Annotated in this window: 7 protein-coding genes; all 7 read right to left on the bottom strand. The window is 44.8% G+C overall.

Annotated features, from left to right (window positions below; all coding sequences use genetic code 11):
* Window positions 1-10: 10 nt before the first annotated feature.
* The 7 genes from MHH56_RS09905 to MHH56_RS09875 all read right to left on the bottom strand — a co-directional run bounded on the left by MHH56_RS09905 (window position 11) and on the right by MHH56_RS09875 (window position 19730).
* Window positions 11-12118, bottom strand: a complete 12108-nt coding sequence (locus MHH56_RS09905) for an amino acid adenylation domain-containing protein (RefSeq protein WP_339207964.1) — start codon at window positions 12116-12118, stop codon at window positions 11-13.
* Window positions 12119-12147: 29 nt separating this feature from the next.
* Window positions 12148-12531 (bottom strand): aspartate 1-decarboxylase, encoded by a 384-nt coding sequence (gene panD, locus MHH56_RS09900; protein WP_076270779.1) that lies wholly within the window; start codon window positions 12529-12531, stop codon window positions 12148-12150.
* Between the two features lie 851 nt (window positions 12532-13382).
* Window positions 13383-14447 (bottom strand): serine hydrolase domain-containing protein, encoded by a 1065-nt coding sequence (locus MHH56_RS09895; protein WP_339207962.1) that lies wholly within the window; start codon window positions 14445-14447, stop codon window positions 13383-13385.
* A 194-nt stretch (window positions 14448-14641) separates the two neighbouring features.
* On the bottom strand, window positions 14642-15208 hold the full coding sequence (locus tag MHH56_RS09890) for a DnaA N-terminal domain-containing protein (protein WP_339207960.1): 567 nt from the start codon (window positions 15206-15208) through the stop codon (window positions 14642-14644).
* A 340-nt stretch (window positions 15209-15548) separates the two neighbouring features.
* A complete protein-coding gene (locus MHH56_RS09885; RefSeq protein ID WP_339207959.1) occupies window positions 15549-16052 on the bottom strand; it encodes a DinB family protein in 504 nt (167 codons plus the stop codon).
* Between the two features lie 320 nt (window positions 16053-16372).
* A complete protein-coding gene (locus MHH56_RS09880) occupies window positions 16373-16876 on the bottom strand; it encodes a hypothetical protein (protein ID WP_339207957.1) in 504 nt (167 codons plus the stop codon).
* Window positions 16877-18200: 1324 nt separating this feature from the next.
* Window positions 18201-19730: a glycoside hydrolase family 32 protein gene (locus MHH56_RS09875; RefSeq protein ID WP_339209545.1), complete on the bottom strand. Its 1530-nt coding sequence runs from the start codon at window positions 19728-19730 to the stop codon at window positions 18201-18203.
* Window positions 19731-19813: the final 83 nt, after the last annotated feature.

The raw sequence follows: 19813 nt of genomic DNA, 5'->3' as shown, positions 1-19813 counted from the left end.
GGGGTTGTCCTTACTGCTTGCCGCCAGCTCTAGCATTAGAAGTCTGCTGAAATTGATGAACGGCCATTCTGAGCAGCTTAATATAGCTCTGAGCCCATGCCTTAACCTTTTCTTTCTTTAATCGACGTGCATTAAATTCCCATAATCCGCTCATTCCTTTACCTGCTGCGCCCCTGCCGCTGTCTAATGTCAGAATGATATCGAAGAGATGCATGTGTTGATTTTCGGGAATGAAGCCTGTGCGCGAGCGATCTACAAACAAAGGCGTGATGCAGGAACTATTATAGCTCCCAGGCTCTCTCTCCACTTGATTCCAATCGTAGGAAATTTTCGTATCGTCAAACAACGCGTCGGCTGCTCGTATTAGTTCGCTAAACTCCAGCACCTTACTAAAGTCAAGCTCTAAAGGTGTGAGCCGTCCCCTTGATGTTGCAACCGGCATAACCAGATCATTAGCGCCTGACTGCTGCTTCCAGAAGAGCAGGTAGATTGCTAGTGCAACGGTTGTAATGGACACGGACTGCGAATATGCCATTTCCGCCAGTCCCTCAATTAAATCGTCCTCAAGGGTGAATTGATACGAACCATTCCGCTGCGCAGCGTATGTGTTATTGAAGCAGTCCTCGCTTGCAGCAATCCCTGCATAATGCCAAGTGCGAGAAAGATTGCTTTGGGAATCGATATATTCTGCAAGCGCGGCAATTGTCGGATAATTAAATAGATCCGTCACCTTGAGTAAACCTGGGTACAGCTCTTCCAATCGCTGGTGGGTACGGACAAGCAGCAGCGACTCTCCCCCAACATCAAAGAAATTATGATGCGTCCCAATAGCGGTTCGGCCTAGCACTTCTCCCCAAACGATAGAAATGGTTTTCTCCGTTTCGCTTGCTGCCTCCACATAACGCACGCCTGCATCCAACCGCTCGTCTGGTGCTGGCAATGACTTCCGATCTACCTTGCCATTTGGAGAAAGCGGCATGTGATCCAGTTCCACGTAGACAGCCGGAACCATATAATCGGGTAATGTTTTAGCCAAATGATAGCGTAATTGTGCAGTTGTGACTGCATCACTCGTTACGACATACGCGCATAGAAATGCGCTTTTCCCCGCAACCCCGTCACGCTTCATGACAACGGCTTCCCTTACGTCTGGATGACCCGTAAGCGCATGCTCGATCTCCCCGCATTCAATGCGGTACCCCCTAATTTTCACCTGGTGATCCATTCGTCCCAGAAATTCGATGCTGCCATCAGGCAGCCACCTCGCAAGATCGCCTGTACGATACATGAGCTCGTTAGCTGCGAATGGATTTATCACAAACTTTTCCGAGGTCAAATCAGGACGTTTCCAATACCCTCGCGCCAAGCCAGCTCCCGCAATACACAGCTCTCCCGCCACGCCTACCGGTTGAACCTGCATAACATCATTGACCACATATATGGAAATGTTGTCGATAGGTTTGCCAATAGGCACGCTCGTTAAACTTTGCTCTCCTATACACTCGTAATAGGACACGTCGACCGTCGCTTCCGTTGGACCATACAGATTAATGAGCTTCGCAGCATTAGGTTCTCCGATTCGCTCTCTGAATCTCTCTACTTGATTGACCGTAAGCGCTTCTCCACTGGCAAAAACATAACGTAAGCTCTCAAGCTTTTTACTATCATTAACAAGGCCCGGGTAATTCAAAAACAGATGAAGCATAGAAGGTACAAAATGTAGCGTAGTCACCGCATGCTTATTAATGGCATCATATATCGCCCCAGGGTCCTTTTCTCCGCCTGGTGCAAGCAAGCATAGCTTAGCGCCTGAGAAGCTCCATAAGAACAACTCCCATACCGACACATCAAACGTAAATGGCGTTTTTTGCAGAATCACATCATGCATATCAAGTGTGTATCTGTTTTGCATCCACGTAAGGCGATTCACTACGGAATGGTGCTCAATCATTACCCCTTTCGGCTGTCCTGTTGACCCTGAGGTGTACAACACATACGCTAAGCTGCGCGATCGATGGATTTTTTCTAACGGTCCATCATTTTGCTCATGCTGCAGCGCTTCCTCTATGTTCAATCGTTCAGAGTCTAGCGACATGTTGCCGATCTGCCCGTCTAAGCCCCGAGTCAAAACAATCCTTGCTCCCGAGTCATCCAGCATATATCGAATTCGCTCTTCAGGAAGCCCAGGTGAGATCGGGACATACGCCGCTCCTGCCTTCAATATGCCGTAAATCGCAATGATCATGTCTACAGAACGCTCCATGATGACGGCTACAGTATCCTCATGCTTCACCCCGTGCTTTCTCAGAGCTCTTGCCAGCCGATTAGCCTTCCCATTCAGTTCACTATAGGACATTTTCCCCGTCTCATATATCAGGGCAGTGGCATGCGGTATCCACTCAGCTTGTGCTTCCAAGTAAGACTCAACGGTCAAATGACTTGGATAAGCGGTAGCCGTTTCATTAAATTGAACAAGTTGAATGGCTTCTTCATCCGAAGTCAGCAAGCTTATCTGGTTTAAAGAGATATGCGTATCTTTCGTAATTTGCTCCATAATTCGAATATAGTAGCTAATCATTCGGTTGATTGTTTGCTTTTCGAATAGATCCGTTGCATATTCTACAGTAAGGTCTGCACCATCCTCACGCATTGCAAGCTCAAACGTCAGGTCCAGCTTGGATACAGCATGCTCCAGCGGCTGCGTCTTTAATTGCAGCACATCAGCTTTCATTGACGGCACATCCATATTTTGCATAACGAACATGACATCAAAGATTGGATTTCGACTCAGGTCTCGCTTTACATCAAGTGCGGTTACACAATGCTCGAACGGCAGCATCCCATTATGCATCGCACCAAGCACCTTCTCCTTGATCTGTTTGGCAAAATGAAGAAAGCTGTGCTCACCCGATGGCTGGCTCCGTATAGCAACGGTATTGACAAACATCCCAACAAGCGGGGCTGTCTCTAGATGGGATCTTCCTCCAATCGGTGTACCGGAGATAATATCCTCTTGCCCCGTCAGCTTATGAAGCAGCACGTGAAAACAAGTAAGCCATATTGGAAAACTAGTCATGCCAGCCGTTGCTGCCAATGACTCTACTTCGGACATTAACGAGAGAGGCAGCGCATGAATGATTTTGCTCCCCTTAAAGCTTTGTTCGGCTGGCCTTGGCTTATCCACTCGCAAATCCAGAAGCGGCAGCGTTCCCGCCAGCTCCTCTCGCCAGTACTGCTCTTGCCTATCCCGCTCTCGGCTCTTCATAAAGCCCTGCTGCCATACAGCTACGTCCCTGTACTGGACTTCAAGCGGCAACAATGTGCCGCCTTCATAAAGCTTGGTGAAATCATGTGCCAGCACTGTCATTGAAATACCGTCAGAAACGATATGATGCATATCAAGCAGCAGCAAATGCTCTTGCGCGCCATTCGTAATAAGCGAAGCGCGCAGCAGCGGAGCAATGCTCAAATCGAATGGCTGAACGAATTTTTGCATGCTGCTCCATCCATCCACTTGATCCGTTTTTGTTACATCAGCTCGCACCGTTACTCGCTCATGAATGCGCTGCACGGGGGCACCATCGCGCCATTCAAAGCTTGTTCTGAGCGGCTCATGACGATCAATGAGCCGCTGCAGCGCCTCTTGCAGTCTCTCAACGTTCAGTTCACCACGCATACTGAGTGCGAGCGGCAAATTGTAGGCTGTACTGGAAGGCTTCATATGATGCAAAACGAATAGTCGGTTCTGCGCAAGCGACAATGGATAAACATCCCTCTGCTCGGCCCTTGTGATAGATGCTGCAGTCCTTTTCGTCGATCTATCAATGAACGCTGCCATCTCTTCTAGGACCGGGTAAGCGAACACATCCTTTAGTGTAAATGTGACCTCTAACTGCCGCTCCACTGCACCCGTTAACTGCGCTGCGCGCAGCGAATGTCCGCCAAGCTGGAAAAAATGATCGTCGGTGCGTACGATGTGAACACCAAGTATGCTCTTCCATAGCTCTGCCAGTCGGAGCTCCGTCTCGCTGCGGGGATCGGCGCCGCCAATAGAATCAGCAAACGTCGGCTGTGGAAGGCGACTGCGGTCTATCTTCCCGCTAGCATTTAGAGGAAAGGTATGCAGGCAGGCAAAAAGGGAAGGAATCATATATTCCGGAAGCTTCCCCCTCAGCCTCTCCTTCAACTCACGTTCATTGAGCTCAAAAGAAGAAACCATATATGCACATAAGGCTGGCTCTCCCGTCAGATCCTTCACGGTCATGACGAGCGCATCGGAAACCTCCTCCAGCTGCATCAGCGCATACTCAATCTCTCCACATTCCATTCGAAATCCTCTAATCTTCACTTGATGATCGAATCGACCCAAATACTCGATATGACCGTCAGCAAGCCAGCGCGCGCGATCTCCGGTCAAGTACATGCGTTCCCCAGCAAAAAAAGGATCGGGTACAAATTTTTCCGCAGTCAATTCTTGACGGTTCAAATAACCTCTAGCGAGTCCCACTCCAGCGATGCAGAGCTCGCCCGGAATTCCAATGGGCTGCAGCCGTCGCTGCTCATCCACAACGTACAGCCGAATATTTTGAATCGGCGAGCCAATTGGAACTGATCCTTGCTTATAGTTCGCGCAGTCATATACGCTGACATCCACGGTCGCTTCAGTCGGTCCGTATAAATTTATGAGTCGTGGACTTTCGCTGCCTGTAGAATGCTGGCTATAGAACCCTTCCACCTGTGCAGGCTTCAACGCCTCTCCGCTTGCAAATACGTAACGCAAACCTCCGAAAGGCTTGTCCGCCTTAACTTCCGATGCATACTGAAGATATACACCCAGCATGGACGGGACAAAATGCATGACCGTCACCGCTTGCTCACGGATGACTTTCATCATGACCTGCGGCTCCCGCTCCCCCCGCGGTTCCAGCAAGTAAACAGATGCCCCTGCAAAACTCCACCAGAACAGCTCCCACACCGAAACATCAAATGTTATGGGTGTCTTCTGAAGAATGACATCTTGCGCGTCAAGTGGATATTGATCTTGCATCCAATGTATACGGTTGATGACCGCAGCATGCTCGATCATAACTCCCTTTGGTTTTCCAGTAGAACCTGATGTATAGATGACATATGCCAAATGATGCGCGTTCACAGCAGGCTCCCATAGCCATTTCTCAGCATCATGGGAACCCTTGTCTTCAACAGCATCTATATCTATAATTTCACCATTAAACGGCAGTTGGTTCATCCATTTGTGCTGGGAACATAATATATTGGCTCCGCTATCTTCAAGAATGTACCCAATACGCTCCTCTGGAAAATGCGGATCGATAGGCAAGTAAGCGCCCCCGGCTTTTAGAATGCCTAAAATCGCTGCCATCATTTCAAAAGAGCGCTCTGCAACAATCGGGACGATTGTGTCAGCTCCAACACCTTTCTGACGGAGCAGCAGAGCGAGTCGATTTGCGCGTTCATCAAGCTCACGGTAAGTAAACATGCCCTCGTTCGATCGAATAGCTGGAGCATCAGGCGTCTTGCGCACCTGTGCCTCAAAACAGCCATGGATGGTTTCGCCACTAGGATACGGCCTTGCTGTATCATTCCATTCTTGAAGAAGCATTTGCGCTTCCTTCTCCATAATTAAGCTGAGGGAAGAGCATCTCATACCTGGCTCATCCGTCACTTGTTTCAGTACATTGAGCCAATGGTCCGCCAGCCTCATCATCGTTGCTTTATGAAATAATCGCGTATTGAACTCTAGCTCTGCTCGAAGGCCTCCGTCACCATGAGAATAAAGATCAAGTTTAAAATCCAATTTAGATGTCATGTTTTTACCTGCGCGTATAGGCTGTACCCCTACAGTGTGACCCTTCACTTCCAGATCATTTCCGATCTGGTTGTGCAAAATCATCATCGTATCGAACAGCGGGTTTCGTGAGGGATCCATCGTCATTTGCGCAGCTTCAATCATCTGGTCAAAGCTCACATCTTGATGTTCGAGTGCTGCAAGCATATGATCATGTGACACCTTCGCAAATTGATCAAATTTCATTCCATCGCCTATTTTAAGGCGAATTGGAAGAAAATTATTGAACATACCGATCATATTAGTCGTTTCGGGATGTAATCTTCCTGCCGCTAGCGCCCCAATAATCAAGTCATTTCCACTTGTATACTTTTGAAGAAGCAGAGCGTAGGAAGCAAACAACAGACTATTTAAGCTGATATTGAGCATATCGGATATAGATTGAAGCCGAATTGTTAGCTCTGAAGATACATGGAATCCAAGCGTCTCCCCCTCAAGTGATTGCCGTTCCCCACGCGGGAAGTCAAGCGGCATGTCGAGGCTCGGAGGTGGATCGCTTAACTCAGTCTCCCAATATCGGATGCTCTTCCGCATGCGTTCCGTATTCCCTTGGCCTGCTCTCCATACCGCATAATCCTTGTACTGAATATGCGGCTCTTCCAAGCGCTTGCCGTCTAGTCGTTTGACTAGCTCTTCAATAAGCAGACTCACCGAAATGCCATCCGCAATAATATGATGGATATTTAGAAGCAAATAAGTTTCTCCGCATGCGCTGCTGAGCAGCCGTGCGTCAAGGAGCGGTGCTTGTGAAAGCGGCAACGGCTTAGCAAATTCGCAGAACTGTTGCTCCAAATCTATTGTTGTATCGCTTATCTCTTGAAGCTCGAACGAAGCATGCTCATGTATAATTTGACGCGCCTCACCGTCAATAAACTGAAATGATGTACGAAGCGGCTCATGCAGAGCAATAAGATTTTTTATGGCCCGTTCCATATCCGTTCGCTGAACATGGCAAGTTAAGCGCAGCGCTAGCGGGATATGATAGGCTATACCCGCGTTTGCAATTTCTTCAATGAGAAAAATACGCTGCTGGGATGGACTTAACGGGTAAGATTGAGAAATGTTTATCGGTTTTATGGGTTCATATGCCTCTATATCTGCGTTGTCAATCCATTCTGCTTGCTCTCTAACTGTTGAACGTAGAAAAACTTCCTTGATCGGCATTCGGACATGATATTGCTTGTAGATTTCCGTTACAAGCGCTGCAGCCTTCAAAGAGTGACCGCCATGTGCGAGGAAGTGATCATTAACGCCTACAGCCTCTACCTTCAAAATCATTTCCCAAATGGCTGCAAGCTGAATTTCGGTTTGGGTTGCAGGGGGGACATAGGCTGCTGCCATTCCGATGCTCAGTTTGGAAAAGTCAGGCTCAGGCAATGCGTTTTTGTTAATCTTGCCGTTAGAAGTGAGCGGGAGCTTCTCCACCCGCACGAAGACTGCCGGAATCATAAATTGCGGCAGCTGTGCTCCCAGCTCTGCTTGCAGCCGATCTATGAAGAGTTCACCATTCGCTACGATGTAAGCAACAAGCTGCGGATCGCCGCTGCGGTATTTCAGCATAACTACCGCTTCCCTAACGTCCTCACACTCTAGTAGTTTGCTCTCAATTTCCCCCAGTTCTATGCGAAATCCACGCAGCTTCACCTGGGTGTCGAGCCGATCCAAAAACTCTAGATTACCGTCAGGCAGCCGCCTAACCAAATCCCCTGTCCTGTAAAGCTTGGTTCCCTCCTTAAAAGGATGGGGAACAAATTTATTTGCAGTAAGCTCCGGCAGGTTCAAGTAACCTTGTGTTAAACCATCGCCGGCAATACATAACTCCCCAGGCACAAGTGCTGGGAGCAAGGCACCATTTTCGTCCAATACAAGTGCTTCTGAATGTGCGACAGGCTTGCCTATTGGAATTGCAGCATTGTCCTGCTCTAGCGAGTCAATCGGATAACAAGTAGCGAAAACAGTAGACTCTGTTGGACCGTACACATGAAGCAGCACGCCTGAACCGACGGTCTGATAAGCTCTTCTAATATGCGAGGCTGATGCGCGTTCACCGCCAAACAATAGATGACGAAGGGAAGGCAAGTCCTTCAGTCCAGAGTCAACGAATGCATTAAACAAAGCTGTAGTCGCAAAAAATATAGTAACCCTTTGTTTCTTCATCAATAAAATAAGCTGATGGATATCAAGCAAATCGTTTTCATTCACAAGGACGAGCTTTGCGCCGTTCAAAAGTGCCCCATAAAAATCAAACGTCGACCCGTCAAACGCATAATTCGATAACTGCAGCAGCGCATCCTCATTCGTGATTCGGATATAGTCAGTATCCCGAGCAATGCGAATGACGTTTCGGTGCGTAGTTAAAATTCCTTTTGGCCGTCCTGTGGAACCAGAGGTGTACATCACATAAGCTGCGTCGTCCCCTGTTACATCCACGCTCAAATTATGTCCCTCTGCCTGTCTCCACTCGTTCCTCATAGCATCCATGTCAATCTTATCTACTGGTCTATTCCCAGCTTGAGCAAGCTTGCCGCCTATATGGTTTGTCCGGGCATCTACTATCATTGTAGAAATATCAGCGTCCCCAAGCATAAACTCAATCCTGTCGATAGGATAACTCGGGTCGATTGGCACATAAGCGGAGCCGGTCTTCAACACAGCAAGTATCGCAACTGGCATATTAAAGGATCGATGAAGAAGCAGCGCCACACGTGAATGTGGAACTACTCCATGGTTGATGAGCCATCTAGCCAGAGTATTTGCCATTTCATTCAGCTCTGTGTAAGAGAGGCTTGCCTCATCCATAACTATAGCCGGGAGCTGCGGTGTATGAGCCACCTGCCTCTCAAACAGCTTGTACAGTGAAGTATCGTTAGGGTAAGGTGCTCGACTCGACTCGCTATCTGCCAAAATAAGCTGGCATTCATCCTCGTCTAACATAGGAAGCATCTCAACAGTCGTCTCAGGGGATTGAACTGCTGCATCAGCCAATGTTTTATAATGGCGAGCAAATCCTCTTACTGTTTCCTGACTGTACAAGTCGAGGGAATATTCAATAGATACTTTAATGCCTTCCTCCGAAGCTACACATTCCCAGGTCATATCAAATTTAGATGTACCTGTCCCTATCGGCTCAGGCTTGAATGTGACATTCGCTGTATTAAACTGTGGAATTTCCATGTTGTGCAACGTAAATACAGTGCTGAACAATGGATTACGGCCATGTTCTTGTTTTGCCTCTGCCAGCTCTACAATTTCTTCGTAAGGGACATCCTGATGGTCTAGCGATAACAATATTTGTTTATTGATCTCTTCAAAGCATTGAAGGATCGAAAGCTCCTTGCCAGCCCGAAGTCGCAGCGGCACCATATTGACGAACAGGCCCACGATACCTTCCATCTCCGGCCTTGTTCTCCCTGCCGACGCAGTACCGATCACCATATCAACTGCTCCGGTGTACTTGCTCAGCAGCATAAAGTAAACGGAAGTTAAAACGGTATACAGCGTACCGCCTGTTCGGAAAGCTAATTGCTCCAGCTTAGCTGTAAGTGTTGCATCGAGTACAAATTTTTCGATAGCTCCCTTGTAGCTAGGAGTGAGCGGGCGCCGATAATCTGCCGGGATGTCGATCTCCCCCGCTCCCTCCTTGAAGATTTGCCGCCAATACCCTCTCTGCCTGATCATGCGCCTATCTTCTGCCCTGAACCTTTTCTCCCAATCAGCAATATCGCTGTATTGAAAAGATATTGGAGGCAACACAGCCCCTTCATACATCGCAACAAATTGCCCGATTAATATCCCCATCGACGTGCCATCCGTAATGAGATGATGCATATCAAATAACATCAGATGTCGGTTATGACCAAGTGTGATTAACTCCATTCGGAACAACGGCGCCTTAGACAGCTCATAGGGCTGCAGAAATGCACTTATTTTGTGCTGCATATCACTCTCTGACCAACCGCGGCCGTCTGTACAAACAATGGGCAGCTTTACTGAATCTGCAATGCGACCGACCACGATATCATTGTCCATAACAAATGATGTACGTAGTGAAGAATGCCTGTTGACCAAAGACTCCCACACCTGTTGAAACTTACTGAGGTCAAGCTCCCCATCAATGCTTATGCGCTGCGGAAGATGATAACGAAGGAGACCTGAATTCATTTCCTCAACAATAAATAATCTCTTCTGAGCAGACGTAGCGGGATACCAATCCCTCGTGCCTCCATTTGAGATCACTTCGCACTGGCCATTTCCGCCATTTTTTTGATCTTCCCCAGCAGTCACTTCAGCGACATAAGCGGCCAGTAACCGAACAGTATGATGCTGAAACAACTCGCTCAGAGATACATTTATGCCAAACGCCGACTGCAGCTGGGCAGCTACATAAGCTGCGCGCAGTGAATTACCGCCATGCTCCAGAAAATGATCATCTATTCCAATGCGGTCTGTCTTCAGCACTTTTTTCCAAATAGACAATATGCGCTGTTCGGCATCCGTTTCAGGAGCTGCAGCAGCCAACTCGGGAGCTGTTTCTTCCATAATCGCTGCCAGCGACTCCAATTCCGAAATGACTGAAGAGAATTGTCCGCTCTGCATACTCTCAGCAAGAGTGTAACGCTGAATTTTCCCAGAGGTCGTTTTCGGAATACGCTTCACTGGAACAATGAGCTCCACTTGGAGTCCAGTTTTTCGATTAAGCAATCGCTGCACGCTTTGCCTCAGCGGCACAAAACCGTTAAGTTTGCCTCGAAATTGAATAAATATGGCGATCTCATCCTGCTTCGTTACTTCATTCTGAATCGCACTGACAGCTACTTTGCCTATTTCTGCTCCCTTAATTTCACTTGCCAGCATTTCCAAATCATGCGGGTATACGTTCTGGCCATTGACGAAAATAATATCCTTCATGCGGCCAGTCACATACAATCTGCCGTCTTGCATAAATCCAAGATCACCGGTATTCAGCCAACCGTCTGACGATAGAATGACGGCGTTCACATCAGGGCGGTTAAAATAACCCTTGGTGACATTCCTCCCTTTAATATGGAGGAGTCCAACATACCGATCTGGCGTTTCCCGGCCAGACTCGTCGCAAATTTTAAGCTCGCATTCGGATACAGGGACCCCAAGCTCAACGATTTCTATTTTATTGGGATCATCTGCTGGAGCATCCTGAATAACATCCCCGATATTCAAGCCTTTTCGGCTTACATATAAGGTATTCAACCTCTCCTCCACATGCGGAAATGTAACGGCCAAACTTGCTTCCGCTAGTCCATAGACGGGAAATATACATTGTTCTCTAAGCCCATAAGGCTTCATCTGTGCGAGAAACTCACGGCAATTGCTCGCGGATATTGGTTCCGCTCCGTTAAAGATAAGCCTTACCGAGCTAAGGTCCCAGCCGGTGGCATTCTCAGGTTTAAAATGCTGTAGAAAGTGAACATAACCAAAGTTAGGTGATGATAGACAGGTAATGCGATGCTGATGCGTGAGCTCCATCCACTTCATCGGATGAAGCACGAATGTCGAGGTCGGCATCTGCCATTGATTCATAAGCCCAAGCATCGGAGTTAGATGAAATCCGATCAAACCCATATCATGCGTAAGCGGGAGCCAGCTTAAAGAGGAATCAGCCTCGGTCGACTGAGCGCCCTCCAATATCGCCCGCATATTCGAAAGCAAGTTGCCATGTGTCAAAACAACACCTTTAGGATCACCTGTAGAACCAGAGGTGAATTGGATAAATGCAACATCATCCTCGTTTGCCGCATAGATTGTTCCTTGGCGATCTATAGCAGCTGCTTCATCCAAAACATCCTTGATCGGCAGCATTTTTTTTTGCAGAAGCTGTCCTGTGGCATGCTCTTCATTCTTGAGACAATAAGCTGCAATTGATTCCCATATTTCTGGCTCGCACAGCAAATACGGATTTCCAAGTTGGCTGCTTACTTGAAGAAGCTTCTTCCTTCCTTCGTCAGTTCGTCCCGCTGTAAGTGGAACGGGGATCATGCCGCCCAATAGGCAGGCCCAAAACAAAACAAGAAATCGTTCATTATCTTCGGTCTGCAGCACAACATGCTGCCCTTTGCCAAGCCCTCTTTCCTGCAGCTGACCTAGTACTGCTCCCGCTGCCTTGCGTAGTTGCCCATACGACACGAATCGATCCTTACCCGCCTCGCAGAACGTAATGCCCGCACCGCTCGTTCCGCTTGCAATGAGTACCTCTGAGAGATTTCGAATGATATTCATATAGCTCCCCCTACTTTTTGTCTGTGGCATTATACCGTTGTAGAGTGCAGCTCTTGATACTTGTCCGTCACAATCCGATTATTCTCATCCATAATGACCACATCGGGCTTGTACACCCTCGCTTCATGATCTTCCATCATAGCGTAGGAGATAATAATAACGAGATCTCCTGGCTGAACCATTCGCGCAGCCGCTCCATTTAGACAAACCATGCCTGAGCCTCTTGGGCCAGTGATCGCATACGTCTCCAACCGTGCGCCGTTATTGATATTTACAACTTGTACTTTCTCGTTCTCTAAAATATTGGATGCGTCTAAAATATCTTGATCAATCGTGATGCTGCCTACATAATTCAAATTTGCTTCCGTAACGACCGCACGGTGAATTTTGGATTTGTGAATTTCTCTAAACATAAATAACACACTCCTCATAGAATAGTGAATTTGGTTAACATACCGATAAATAATAGTGCTTTAACACAACCTTAAAGTTACTTTTATTTGTATTTATTACAAATTTTAAAATAAAAAAGACGAAGAAATCGCTCCATTAACATGAAAGCGTTAACAATAGTTTGTTAATAACTTCTGAATGCATTCGACTAAGTAGTTTTGGTTGAAGGTATAAGCTTATACGGGTTGAATATTCGAGTTAAAATAACATGTGGGTTAACTTGTTGGGGAGACTGACAAGCATGTAGATTAGCAATGAAATCATTTACTAGAAAAGAGCTGCGCAATGAAAGAGGTGTGGGAAAATGCTGTAAAGGTTTAGCTTATTTTGATATCAAAGAGCGTGGTCATCCTTACTAATTTGATACTAATATCAAAAAAATGATACTTTTTACCATTCGAACTCATACCTATAGTAGTTGGATTGCACCTATGAAAGAAAGGGGATTTTTATGTTAATAAGGGGTGGAATTCTCTTTTTTTGATTTATATGGTCACTATTGTGATAGATTCGCGCATAATAAACGATTTCGTGTAAGACATTAGGGGTTGGTTTATTCTCTAACGAACTGTATTGAGCTTATTCCATAGAAAACTACGCTTCTTGCGTTTTAACGAATCTAATTAATGTTCGGTGAAAATAAAGTATTAGACTGGAGTCATTGAATTAACGCGATTTTTGAATTGAAAGATCGTCAGCTTTTAAAAAATAAGTTTTAGACTAACCCCATAACAAAAGCAGCGGCGAACCAAGACCAGATAAATAAAGTCTTAGACTGCCGCGGCTATTTCAACTAACGTTCTCCGTTAGTTCATGACTTTTCACTACTTAGGATGGCTTCAAATATTTTTAACCCTGTAACGTCTATCATAGTTCCTTGAGAAGGCTCTTTTTTAGTAATCCATTTTATTAATTGAGCAACATAATAATCCATAAGAGAATTCGAGAAAAAAGAATAATTGGATAGCAATACAATTCCTACACGGAGTTCCTTGTTGAAAGCTAGATAACTGTTAAAACCAGCTGAACCCCCGTTATGCCAGAGGATACCTTTATCTAGAAGTTTATCCTCACCCCAGCCAAAATGGCGGTTTGAATTTCCGATCCATATAGGGATATGACTTTTTTGCAGTGTAGAGGCTATCGGATTATCATCATTTAGATTGGCTTGGACAAATAAACTCAAATCGTTAACCGATGACTTAATCCCCCCAGCTCCTTCATGTATAGAGAGATCCCAGTGAGGGACTCTCTTCCCAGTTGAAGCATGTCCATTCAAAAACCTTCTATTCTGTTCTGAATCAAGTGTAACGGCTGTCTCATTCATCTCTAATGGGCTCGTTATGTATTTTTTCAACAGTTCATCATACTTGCTTCCTGACACTTTGCATAGAATACTCCCCAGTAAGCCCACACCGATATTGGAATATCCAAATGAACCAATACTATCCGTGTAGTCAGCATTAGATAGAAAAGCAGTTAAATCTTGCTCGGTATACATTGAATAAGGATTCGATCTTTTTTTAGCCAGATTGTGGTTTGTTGCCAATCTAGGTAAACCAGAGGTATGAGTAGCAAGACTTTTCAAAGTAACCTTATTCAAATAATCGTTTTTAACGTTTGGCACAAACTTACCAACCATGTCATCCGAGGAAAGCAGTTTTTCCCGTTCCATTTCTAATAAGAGAATGGATGTGAAAACTTTGGTTATGGAGCCGATTTCAAACAACATATGCTCAGGAGGAATCGTACTTCTCTTTTGATTATTACTGAACGAAAAGTATTCAATACCGCCCTCTCTAATAATCCCGATCGCAAGATGTAAATGTTTCTTATCTTTCGTGTACTCTGAAACAAAATTATGTAAATCCTTCATAGTAACAGCTACTCCTTTTAGTTTTATGATGCTTACAAAAATCCTCGGTTGTTGAAATCACGCTAATCAACCTATTTTGGATGCTGAATTATGTACTCGTTTCCATTTCTTTATATTCCTGCTCGTTATTTCAATTAGAAACGGCAGCTGAGCATTAGACCAGCTAACGTAGTGTATTGAACAATCGTTTCTCGTTAGCTTAACCATAAACTCGCTCTACCTGGAATTAGACTTGATTCAAAATTAGTCGAAGAATTATCCATTGATCGAAACTCGATTTTAAAGTCGGATTCACCAGTAATTTCTTCGAGAATTTGCATAATGAAATTGGAGTATCTTTGGTATAACCATTCCGTAGTAAAGTTGTTCGGACTGTAAATTAAATATGTACTTTCCACGTACTCTGCCTTCGTACTCTTAAACCATGTATTGAAGCTTGGAATTGAAATTTCGCTTTGTATTTTGTCCAATGCTTTTGTCCAGACATCAAGTTGTTCTGTTACTTCTATTTTAGTATTCTTAACTTCATGAATTACTGGCTCCCCATATACCCTTTCACTTAGAAGAAGTTCTTCAACAGACTTGCTGAAGACCTGTCCTAGTTTTAGCAGAACTTCGATATCAGGCAAACATTCGCCTTGTTCCCACTTGGAAACGGCTTGATGGCTTACGCCCAGTAAATTGGAAAGTTCTACTTGCGTTAATGATAGTCCCTTCCGCAAGTCCAATATGTTTTTACCGACTTTTACATTATCTAACACTGTGGATCACCTCCATTACTCAACTAAAGCAAATAGTATCATAAAGAAAGCGAAATCAAAATCGAGTATATGTTGAATTGAATGTACCATTAAATGCAACCGTGGGTTGCAAGGGATGTTGAACTAAACTGCCCGTTAGCTTAATAATAAAAGGAGCAGATGCCGCGGCAAACTGCTCCATTTTCCGTTCAACTATCGTTCCCCGTTAGTTCAATAGAATCAACAGTTTCAGTCCGATGGTATCCTCTTGTCTATGATTCAAGCCACCACTTTCAATCCTATGATAAAATACTTATAAATCCCACTATAGCCAAACGGCCAAAGCGGATATAATCTTTCTCTAAATTACTGGAGGTAGCGCTCCGTACTCGGCCCACTGCTCTTTTGTCGGGCCATAAAGATCCGGCACACGAAGGCCTGCCTGACGCATCAGGACTGTCATCTGACCACGATGATGAATCTCATGCTTTACGAGAATATCCAGCATTAAGCCGTTTGGCCATTGATCACCATACATATCGCTCATGATAAGCAGATTCTCATCTTTCCAACTGGACTGTATAGCATCAAGGAGCGCTTGTGAGGTCCTCTTATAGACTGACGCGATGTCTGCTGCCGAAGCTGGCACCGGCATATCTTCGCCCGGTCCTTCGAAAGACAGTCCCGTCCGAGATGGCATTTCATGCAACGTCTGTACAAGGTGCCATGCAACACGTCCAAGCGTTCTATGATCGCTTGTTATCTGTTGGCCAAGAGACTCGTCGGTCAGCATCTCCAGTGTCCGCATTGTTGCTTCCGTTTCATACTGCCAAGTTGCGGCAAAATCTTTAATGTGTTTATACATATCCAACATCTCCTTTTTGTAATGGAATCAAGCTTATTATACCGAACACTAGTTCGCAAGTAAATATTTACATTTACTCAAACTACCCCCGTTAACCAAACGAAGCTGCCGAAAATCATTGCGCTAATCCCGAAATGTAATTAACTACGTATGGTTAATACTTTTGATCATTTTGTTTACGCTAGCCTGCCTGTTAGCTTAACAAAGAAATGGAGCAGCTGCCATGTAGCAAACTGCTCCTTATTTGTTCACCTATAGTTTCCCGTTAGTTCAATGAATGAAGAGAAATATCCTCTCTATACTTACGATTAAACTAAACACTAACTTTTGATTTTTGACAGAATTGTTAAACGTAATTTATCAAATTCAATATTTTGAAACGTAGAAACAACGATACTAACTGAATAGTCCCTGCCGAAAAATCGGTCTGTGGTTTCCCAAAATGACTGTTTACCTTGCTCATTAGCCCAAATTCCAAGTTTAGTAATACCTCTTTCAGAAAAAAATTCAGCTTTGTATATACTGTTTAAAATGATAACCTTATGTCCAAATAACCATTTATATTCGAGGTATTCGTCAGTAATTATTAAATGGGGCTTATTAAACAATGCCATTGCAAGCCATACGTATCCGAAAATGATAGCGAACACAAGAAAAAAAATGTTTAGAATAAATTTTTCCTGGTCATCACCAGGTATCATAATGAAACCAAGAAACACGACTACCATAAATCCATAAAGAATGTGGAGAGACCACTTTAATTTAGACTTTTGGTTCAGTGGTAAGGAATACAAGCCATTCTTTTCCGTTAATGAATCCTCCAATTCACTTCTCCCCCCGCTGATATCGTTTTAAATAGCCCAATCTTTTTTCTTAAATGTATCTCAATTTAATATTTTAACGTTCTAGCAAATGTCCCTTATTATACTAAACTGCCCGTTAGCTTAATAAGAAGAGTAGCCCACCGTAGCGCCTGCTCATCAAGTGTGTTATTAACAATCGTTTCCCGTTAGCTTAACCATAAACTCGCTCTACCTGGAATTAGACTTGATTCAAATTTAGTCGAAGAATTATCCATTGATCGAAAATCGATTTTAAAGTCGGATTCACCAGTAATTTCTTCGAGAATTTGCATAATGAAATTGGAGTATCTTTGGTATAACCATTCCGTAGTAAAGTTGTTCGGACTGTAAATTAAATATGTACTTTCCACGTACTCTGCCTTCGTACTCTTAAACCATGTATTGAAGCTTGGAATTGAAATTTCGCTTTGTATTTTGTCCAATGCTTTTGTCCAGACATCAAATTGTTCCGTTACTTCTATTTTAGTATTCTTAACTTCATGAATTACTGGCTCCCCATATAAACTTTCACTTAGAAGAAGTTCTTCAACAGACTTGCTGAAGACCTGTCCTAGTTTTAGCAGAACTTCGATATCAGGCTAACATTCGCCTTGTTCCCACTTGGAAACGGCTTGATGGCTTACGCCCAGTAAATTGGAAAGTTCTACTTGCGTTAATGATAGTCCCTTCCGCAAGTCCAATATGTTTTTACCGACTTTTACATTATCTAACACTGTGGATCACCTCCATTACTCAACTAAAGCAAATAGTATCATAAAGAAAGCGAAATCAAAATCGAGTATATGTTGAATTGAATGTACCATTAAATGCAACCGTGGGTTGCAAGGGATGTTGAACTAAACTGCCCGTTAGCGTAATGAAGCACCCGCAAGTCTAAAGCTTTATTTTCTCAATCTAATACTTTATTTTCTGTGGACAATTAACGCTAAAGCATGATTTTTAAGGTGTCTTTAGCTGCTTTTCTCGAAATAACGATTCTAGAGTTCGTTACAATGTTAATCCATTCTGAATGGTTTAAATAAGAGTTTCTAGGTTCGTAAGCCGTGTATTGGATAAGGGGAGCTCATCGTTTTGCTTAAGTTCCATCAGAATAAAGTAGGGCTGCCCCAGGCGTAGATAAATCTACGCTTGGAACAGCCCTTGGGAAGATTGCAGACAAAATCACGAACCAATTGCCTGCAACTTATCTACCAAATCATTTAATAGAGGTGTAAAATCCATCAACAACTCGCCACGCGCAACAACGTCCAAACCTCAGACAATTACGGTATCAACATTATCAACATCATGACCAAATCGAGCGCAGCTGCCAAGCATTCATGGTTTGAAGCAGCGCATCGCCGCCGCGAGAAAAGAAAGAGATACCTGTATCTTCAGGTCTCGGATAAACCCGATTGGTCATAGCGACTCTGCCTTCGCCTGCAAACAATTCAATAGAGGAGCGATCAAGAAACAATCTTAGCTGCAAACGCCCGTCTGAAGACAACTGAAGCGGCGCCTCGCTAACTCCGCCATCGCCTTCACCGCCGAGATTACGATCCATATAAATCTTTTGTTCGCTTATGCAATAGCTAATTTCAGTATAGGCCGTCCCATCCTCGGAGCTGCGTACACGAATACCTACTTCTGTTGCTTCCGTTCCAGCCAGATCAAATACAATATCCATTTCAAGAGAGTCTCCATGGACGCCTTCTATTTTGACAAATTCGTTGTTTGATAGAGCTACATCAGACACCGAAACCTGTTGTCCACGCAGCACGGAAAGCTCCGGCACTGGATTGCTTCTTACCGTACCATCCGCTGCTAACGTCAATTCGCGCGGCAGTGTCATTCCGCCAAGCCAGCCATGCGCTTGCTCTGGCATCTTAGCTCCCCATATGTTCATCCATGCGATCATAATTCTTCTGCCTTGATCATCAAGCAGCGTTTGCGGCGCATAAAAGTCAAAGCCATAATCGATTTGTCCCATCTGCTGCTTCTCAAAGCGGCAGCTTGCGTAATCGAACGTCCCTGACAAATACAGGTTTTTGATAGGTGCAATATTCATCGGGGAGATGAGCAGCGTATGCTGATTGCCTTCTCCAAGCGGGAATAGATCTGGACATTCCCACATATCGCCCATCGTGCCATCACTCTGAACAGCTGCACCTTGATATTCCCAGCTCAGCAAATCGCTTGACGTATAAATTAACCCTTTGCCAAGTCCGTCTTTGCCGTAACCAACGACCATATGCCATTTATCTTCATGCTTCCACACCTTCGGATCACGGAATCCGAACCGCTGCGCGTCAGGTGAATCACCGATCACCGGATTAGCAGCATACTTGTGGAACGTCACACCATCGGTGCTTGTTGCTAAAGCTTGAACCTCTTCCGGTGTTTTGCCATCAACATGTCCCGTATAAATTAACGTTAAAACGCCGTTGTTATCAACTGCGCTTCCTGACCAACAGCCCTGTCCGCCAAACTCCGCTTTGTCATAATCCTCGGAGGGTGCTATCGCAACCGGCAGATGCTCCCAATGAACTAAATCCTTGCTTCTAGCATGTCCCCAGTGCATCGGACCTTGCTTCGATTGATAGGGATCATGCTGATAAAACAGATGATAATGTCCTTCAAAATAAATCATGCCGTTCGGGTCATTCATCCAGCCTGCTGGCGGCATCATATGATAATGAAGCCGATATGTTGTATCAATCGTTTTCACATTTTCTTGAAGCGCTTTATTCGCATTTGCAATATAACGTTGATGAAGGTCTTGTTTGCTTGTCGTATTTTCCAACCTGATCACCCATCCTTGCTTGTGAATTTTCATCACGCCAATTGAGCATATGTAAACGCTTACTTTTTTATACCAATCCGTCCTCCCTATCGCAAATAGCTCCAGGCCATTGCTTT

It is taken from the genome of Paenibacillus sp. FSL K6-3182, from assembly GCF_037976325.1.
Lineage (GTDB): Bacteria > Bacillota > Bacilli > Paenibacillales > Paenibacillaceae > Pristimantibacillus.
This window is presented reverse-complemented; position numbering and strand designations above follow the sequence as displayed.

Bases quoted from the DNA above. Each gene is read 5' to 3' on its own strand.
- MHH56_RS09905 (WP_339207964.1), bottom strand. From the start codon at position 12,118: ATGAATATCATTCGAAATCTCTCAGAGGTACTCATTGCAAGCGGAACG.
- panD (WP_076270779.1), bottom strand. From the start codon at position 12,531: ATGTTTAGAGAAATTCACAAATCCAAAATTCACCGTGCGGTCGTTACG.
- MHH56_RS09895 (WP_339207962.1), bottom strand. From the start codon at position 14,447: ATGAAGGATTTACATAATTTTGTTTCAGAGTACACGAAAGATAAGAAA.
- MHH56_RS09885 (WP_339207959.1), bottom strand. From the start codon at position 16,052: ATGTATAAACACATTAAAGATTTTGCCGCAACTTGGCAGTATGAAACG.
- MHH56_RS09875 (WP_339209545.1), bottom strand. From the start codon at position 19,730: ATGAAAATTCACAAGCAAGGATGGGTGATCAGGTTGGAAAATACGACA.